Below are 6,188 nucleotides of genomic sequence, written 5' to 3' on the forward strand. Positions count from 1 at the left end.
TTCTGATCAGACTTGCATTGCGCCCATTCGCGATGTCCTATGCCGCCCCTCGCTTTAGTTGAAGCGCTCTCTCATCACGAGGGCGGAGATCTTGTGACCTTTCCAGAACATGTCGTGGATACGCCCCCGCAGCTTGTCCAGCGTGTCATCGTCGAGCGTATCGAAGGTCAGCCGCACGGCAGGCCTGGTACCGTCGCCTTCCATGTATTCGATGCTGGTGTATTCCGGGAATCCGTACTTCACCAGGAAGGCGCCGATTTCCTCATCGGTGGTTTTGGCGTCGAGGTTTCCAAGCAAGAGAATAGACATGACTCACCTCCGCAAAACGGTGCCGGCAGTCGCATTCTGCGCATGGGGACTGAGCGCGGCAGCCAGGCCCCCGATTTGCGTCTTGTTCCGAACTGTAGCGTCAGCCATGGTCGCAACAGAACTGAATCTTTTCGGACGATGAGATAAGAAAAGCTTCTTCTACGTATGGCTGGAAGCGCGCGGTGCGCATCCGAGAAATGCGCATCGGGAAAGTACCTGGTCATCAGCAGATCCACATGCGGCTTCAGTTCCTCAATCCTTGTTGGGCTGAATCTTCATGGCGCTGTCGTCAGTGAAATTGTAGAGGTGCGTGTTGTCCGGCGTTTCCCCGATCCGTGTACCGCGCGGGCGAAACTCAAGGTGGCGGCGGAAATTCTCGCTGTCTGACCTGGCGCTCCGGTTAGCAAGTCTGGCCGCCTCCTGGTAGGTCATCGGTTCCTTTTCCTTCTCGATCTCCAGCAGCAACGTACGTTCGTTAACACGCACGCTGTACTTGCCCAGGTTATAGAGGAGGTACATCGCGAACAGGTTGTCGAAGTCCTGATACGTCCCCTCTTCCCTGCGGAAGTCCAGGGACAAGACCGATGGGAAACGATTGGGCAAGTCCTTGAACGCCACCTTTTCGTCCTCGTGAGGATCGACATAGGACGAGCCACCATATTTCTTGTACAGCACCACATCCATGCCATACCCGCTCTTGCCCCACTCCTCGATGAGCTTCATCGCCATTTCGGTGGGAACGTTGGCCGTGGCGGCCGCCACCACGCGCCGCCCGGAGAGAACCCTGGCACTGGTGACATCGAGGTCCCTGTAGTTGGCACCAAACTTGAATGCGGCCCCGATGGTCTTGGCGCAGTTGAGGCGCAAGTAATCGTACTTGATCTCGCCCCTGTGATACTCGGTGTTCCTGGCCCGTCGGTGATAGTCGTAATTGATGCGTTTGAAGTACGCCGCAAGGGCCGCCTTGTCGCTCGCCGGTACGCCATAGACGCGCACGCCGATGATCGAGCGCTTGTAGATCTCGCCAAAGTCGAGGCCAAACGAAGCAGTCTGCGCGATAGAGGAGACCGTCTTGTACAGGTACTCCTTCTTCGGAATGGCCACCATCAGATCATTCGTGTAGAAACCTGTTGCGTGCCTGCGTGCGCGGTCGGCATAGAAATTGGCTGAGTAGACCAGATCGTCACCAGGTACTTCGTCTCGAATCGCAAGGGCGATATGGCCGGCCGATCCGCCCTTGGAAGTGCCGAAACTGATCAGCAACTCCAGATCGTAGGGATCCTCGCGAAGAAGGTCGGCAATATGGTCGATGTTCGCGGGATCGGGCCCGCCCTTGCTGCCGAAGCTGGCGGCGACTGCCGCCCCGGACCACAAAACGGCCAAGACTACAAGCCAGATTGCCAGCCGCATCCTCATCGTACCTCCTACGCCATCGGCTATCACGTTACCCATACAGTGGCTCCTTGGTAATTATTACCGGTGTTAGGGGCATTTGTGTGCATGATGGCCGCAAAGACTTGTGCTTCGCCGGGAACAACGCGTCCCGTGTTAGTCTCATTGCACTTTGATCCGTGAGGCCGTCGGCATGGCTAGCCAGTTGTAACGGCAGCGCTAAAACACGGCAAACTTAATGCTGGATGAAAGTACAGCCAATGAGAGCAAGACTATGCAGGATCAACGGCTACATGCTCGGAATCTGCACGTGTTAGAGCGCATCATCCGTATTAGGGCGCGTTACACATCGCCTCATAACAGGCTAGGCCTCACAAACAGCACCGACCTCAACCGAAGGACCGAAATGACGAAATACCTTATCTCCTTTCCTGGAAAAGCGATGGAAGTCCCCGCCGAGGACTTTGCCGCCGTGGGCGAAGCTGCGCACGAGGTCATACGCGAGGCGAAGGCTGCAGGCGTGTACGTGTTCGGTGGTGGTATCAATGAGGATGTCGCACCACTCATGGTCGCCTCAGACGGCACGGTCACAAACGAAACCTATCCCCAGACGAAGGAGTTCGACGGTGGCTTCTGTGTCCTGCAGCTCCCGTCGCGCGAAGCCGCCATCCTGTGGGCTGCGAAGATCGCCAAAGCTTGCCGCTGCTCGCAGGAACTCCGCGAGTTTGGGTATGACCCCGAGAGCTGACGGGCAGGGCCCGTACCCACTACGATCGAAGACACTCTCCCGCATCTACTTTCTTTATCGCCGCGTGCGCGGCTCCGCCGATTTGGCGCTCCGCTGCCCCCACTCCGCTGCCCCCAGTCCACGGAACGGCGTATTATCGGTGGCATTCCGCCTGTGACCGCCGGAACGCCTGCGATGACCAACGATCCTCACCTGTCGCCCAAGCTTCACCTGACCGCCGAGCATGGATTCGCCCTGCATGACAGCCGACAGCCTGCTTTTCGCCGAGCATGGCACGTCCACGACTGCGGCATGCTGTTGTGGCCGCGCATGGGCAGGCTCAGGACGGTTTGGAACGATTCGTCCGGCGAGCCAGACGCACTGCATGCCGCTTCGCTGGTGCGCGGTACCGCTGTATTGCTGCATGCGTCGACGTCGCACCTGACGGCATCCGAGCACGGCCTTCAGCAGCACGGGGAACTCTATCTGCCGCCCGATCGCCTGCCCGTGTGCCTACGGTTCGGCGCCATGCACCTGGACGCCGCGACGATCGCGATGCTTGAGGCGCTGCTCGCGCCTACGATCTCATACAACAGCGCGTCCTGGCTCGTGCGCGCCATCGTGGCGCAGATCATGACGAGCCGGCCGCTGGCGATGCCCGAAGAGCCGGCGTCCGTCGCACTGCGCATGGTCCAGCGCTTCCATGCGGCGCTCGAACGCGACATGCCCTTGCCATCGATCGATACCGTGGCCGGCGAACTGGGCATCTCGATCCGACATTTGCAGCGCGCCTGTCAGATCGAGTTCGGCGCGACGCCCGTGACGGTACGGCGTCGTATTCTGGCCGAGCACGCACGCAAGCTGATTGCAGGAGGCCGGTCCGCCGCCTGCGTCAGCATGGACCTCGGCTTTGCCTCCAGCGGGCATCTGCACCGGCTGCTGCGCGAGGTGCCGGCGCCGTCCTAGCCTAGCGGCCGACGCGTTCAGGCCGTCATCACAATGGCGTCGACCTCAATCTCCGTCCAAGCCCGGTCCGGTAAGCTCGCCACGCCAAGCGCGCTGCGTGCCGGCAGCGGCTGACCGGGGAATGCTGCGCGCATAACCGCCGAGGCCGCATCGAGCACTGCCGCATGTCGTGTAAAGTCCGGTGCCGCGCGGATGAAGCCACGCAAGCGAACGATCTGGACCACGCGCGCCAACTCGCCATCGCAAGCCAGCCGCAGTATGGCCAGTGCATTCAGCACCGATACTTCGGCGGCATGGCGGGCGAGTCCCAGATCATCGTCGCTCCGGCATTGGCCGGCCATGGCCACGCCATTCCGCCGGCATACCTGACCGGCAATCGACACCCATTGCGATGTGCCGACCTGGATCGCGCAATACGGCGCATAGCTGCCACGTGGACTTGACACTTCGGGCAACGTGAATCCGGCTGCGGCAAGCCGCGCCTCGGGGGAACTGTCCGTCACGCATTGCTCCAAGTCACGCTGCCGCTGAGCCAGCATCCGTCAGGCTCGCCCGAATCCGTATGGCGCGGCGCCACGAGAATTTCCGAGGGGCTGCCCATAGCATCGCCTTGCCAGACCGCGATGGAAGACACCTTTCCATCAGGGCCAGCCAGTTCACCCGCCTGGTTCAGAAAGCCCCATAAGGCAGCCGCCGCTATGCCGGTGGCGGCATCCTCGGGATAGCCGGACGACTTTGGAAATTGCCGCGCATGGATCACGGGTCGGCCGTCCGCTTTCGATACGCCAAATGCATAGGGATAGAGCCCGGTCGAGCCGATCGATGCGCAGAGGGACTCCATCGTCGAGAAGTCCGGTTGCAAGCTGTCGAGCACCGCCACGGAAGGCAAGGCGATGAGCGTCTTGACGCGACTCGTCGCGGCATTGGTGGCCGCATACGTACCGGCCGGAAGACCAAGTTGCGCCGCCACTCGGCCCGATGCCCCGGCGTCCAGCGCCTGGGTACGCACCGTCGGCTGCGAGATCCAAACGGATTGCAGCGCATCGTCCCAGTACGCCAGCACGATGCCACTCAGCGTCTCGATGCGCACCGCCGGGGTCGTCCAGCGGCCCCATTGGCGCAACGCCCACAGCGTGCCCACGGTGGCGTGGCCGCACATCTCCATCTCGTGCTGCGGAACGAAGAATCGGAAACGCCAGTCGCAACCGATATCACTCGGCAATACAAAGGCGGACTCGTGCCCATATGCGGAAGCAACCCTTCGCATTTCCGCCGCGCTCATGCCACGGGCATCGGAGACCAGCGGCACCGGATTGCCGCCTCGCCCATCGCGTACAAAGACCCGGATCAGACTGACATTACTCACCTGTAGCTCCCACGGAACTGGCAATCTTGCCCCAGTACGGGATGTCTGCTTGAACCGCGGCCTGCAGTGCGGCGGGTGTACCGAGGCGCGCCGCCACACCTTTGCTCGATAGATCGGCCACGACCGCATTGTCAGAGAGTACCTTGTTCAGTGCTGCATTGAAGCGATCGACAATCGCAGCGGGCGTTCCCTTCGGAAAGGCGATGCCGTACCACAGTTGCTGCTGGAAGCCTGGCACGCCTTGGCTGGCGAACGTCGGTACATCGGGCAGCAGCGGTGTCGGAGCGGTCACGGCAATGGCCGCAATCTTGTGTGCCTTGATGTATGGCGCCAGTCCCACCGGATTGTCGAACATGATTTGCACCTGTCCACCAATCAGATCAGTGTATGCCGGCGCCGCACCGCGATACGGGACGTGAACCATCGGCACGGCGACGAGCTTCTGAAACTGCTCGCCCATCAGGTGCGACACGGTGCCGACACCAACCGAACCGAAGCTGTGCTGCGCCTTGTCGGCCTTCAGTCTGCTGACAAGCGCCTTGGCATCCGCCACCTGCAAGGTGTTGTTGACGGCCAGCACATAAGGCGACGTGCCAATGAATCCGGCATAGGCGAAGTCCTTTGCCGGGTTGTACGTCAGCTTTGGATACAGGGCGACGCTTACCGCGTGCGTGCTCGTCGTGACCACCCCGGCCGTATAGCCATCGGCCGCAGCCCGCGCGACATAGGCAGACCCAAGCGTGCCGCCTGCGCCGCTGCGATTGTCGATCACGACGGGGCGGCCGAGCTCACGCTGCAACAGCGGCTGGATGGAGCGAACCACCAGATCGGTACCGCCGCCAGCCGGAAATGGCACGACCACGGTGATCGGCTTTGATGGCCAGGTTTCCGCATACGCGGCGACGCAACTTGCTGCGGCCGCGGCCGCCAGCACGGCGCAGCGGGCCTTGCGCGTTGAAATGGACAGGATGGACATGTGCACTCCGCTTGTTGGAATGCATGGAGTCTACGAACGTGTCGGGCGGGCTACGAACCGGAATGCGACTTTCAGCCATCCGAAATGCGCATGCGCCGGGGGCTTGGAATGACGACCGGCGGTTGCCGGCCAGTAGCGTTCAATCGGCGCACGATCGGGAAAATCGAGGCCGGCAAGGAAGGACTCGTCGGAGAGATCGGCTACATTGGCGTAATTGCATCGGGGACGAGTGCCATCACCAGATTTGAGTCCACCATGAGTACTGCCGCACCTCAAGCCCACGCCTTCTATCGCGAAGTCGCAAATTCGGGCGTGGTCTGGTCTATCCGCGACGACGACGGTTTGCCGGCGCCCTTCGGTTACGACGGAAGGCGCGGGGTCGGAAAGCGCCGGTCGCCCCCTCCCCTCAACTTACGTCCCTCAGAATGAGGCAGAGTTAGCCGCATGCATGA

At 61.4% G+C, this 6,188-nt stretch carries 7 protein-coding genes; 2 read left to right on the forward strand and 5 right to left on the reverse strand.

The window, feature by feature from the left end; genetic code table 11:
* Positions 1-54 precede the first annotated feature (54 nt).
* Complete coding sequence (locus tag AC1Q7H_RS12800) at positions 55-309, reverse strand: RNA-binding protein (RefSeq protein ID WP_114130830.1); 255 nt, start codon at positions 307-309, stop codon at positions 55-57.
* Positions 310-561: 252 nt separating this feature from the next.
* Entirely contained in the window at positions 562-1,761 is a 1,200-nt protein-coding gene (locus AC1Q7H_RS12805; RefSeq protein ID WP_492381372.1) for a hypothetical protein, read from the reverse strand.
* A 382-nt stretch (positions 1,762-2,143) separates the two neighbouring features.
* Between AC1Q7H_RS12805 and AC1Q7H_RS12810 the strand changes: the two genes are divergently transcribed.
* A complete protein-coding gene (locus AC1Q7H_RS12810) occupies positions 2,144-2,449 on the forward strand; it encodes a YciI family protein (protein WP_018314678.1) in 306 nt (101 codons plus the stop codon).
* A gap of 174 nt (positions 2,450-2,623) precedes the next feature.
* Complete coding sequence (locus tag AC1Q7H_RS12815) at positions 2,624-3,394, forward strand: helix-turn-helix transcriptional regulator (RefSeq protein WP_013953082.1); 771 nt, start codon at positions 2,624-2,626, stop codon at positions 3,392-3,394.
* Between the two features lie 17 nt (positions 3,395-3,411).
* Here the strand turns inward: AC1Q7H_RS12815 and AC1Q7H_RS12820 are convergent, their stop codons facing one another.
* From AC1Q7H_RS12820 to AC1Q7H_RS12830, 3 genes are read right to left on the reverse strand one after another with little or no spacing between them, the layout of a single operon-like run.
* On the reverse strand, positions 3,412-3,909 hold the full coding sequence (locus AC1Q7H_RS12820) for a RidA family protein (RefSeq protein WP_492378068.1): 498 nt from the start codon (positions 3,907-3,909) through the stop codon (positions 3,412-3,414).
* Positions 3,894-4,760, reverse strand: coding sequence for a PhzF family phenazine biosynthesis protein (locus tag AC1Q7H_RS12825; RefSeq protein WP_492378076.1), 867 nt, complete (start codon positions 4,758-4,760; stop codon positions 3,894-3,896). Before AC1Q7H_RS12825 ends, AC1Q7H_RS12820 begins: the two co-directional genes overlap by 16 nt.
* On the reverse strand, positions 4,753-5,736 hold the full coding sequence (locus tag AC1Q7H_RS12830; RefSeq protein ID WP_153953554.1) for a Bug family tripartite tricarboxylate transporter substrate binding protein: 984 nt from the start codon (positions 5,734-5,736) through the stop codon (positions 4,753-4,755). The genes AC1Q7H_RS12825 and AC1Q7H_RS12830 overlap by 8 nt, the downstream gene beginning before the upstream one ends.
* Positions 5,737-6,188 lie beyond the last annotated feature (452 nt).

The sequence above is a fragment of the Cupriavidus sp. GW823-FHT06D04 genome (assembly GCF_058795055.1).

Coding starts and splice junctions, on each gene's coding strand:
- AC1Q7H_RS12800 (WP_114130830.1), bottom strand. CDS start 309: ATGTCTATTCTCTTGCTTGGAAACCTCGACGCCAAAACCACCGATGAG.
- AC1Q7H_RS12830 (WP_153953554.1), bottom strand. CDS start 5,736: ATGTCCATCCTGTCCATTTCAACGCGCAAGGCCCGCTGCGCCGTGCTG.
- AC1Q7H_RS12810 (WP_018314678.1), top strand. CDS start 2,144: ATGGAAGTCCCCGCCGAGGACTTTGCCGCCGTGGGCGAAGCTGCGCAC.
- AC1Q7H_RS12815 (WP_013953082.1), top strand. CDS start 2,624: ATGACCAACGATCCTCACCTGTCGCCCAAGCTTCACCTGACCGCCGAG.
- AC1Q7H_RS12805 (WP_492381372.1), bottom strand. CDS start 1,761: ATGGGTAACGTGATAGCCGATGGCGTAGGAGGTACGATGAGGATGCGG.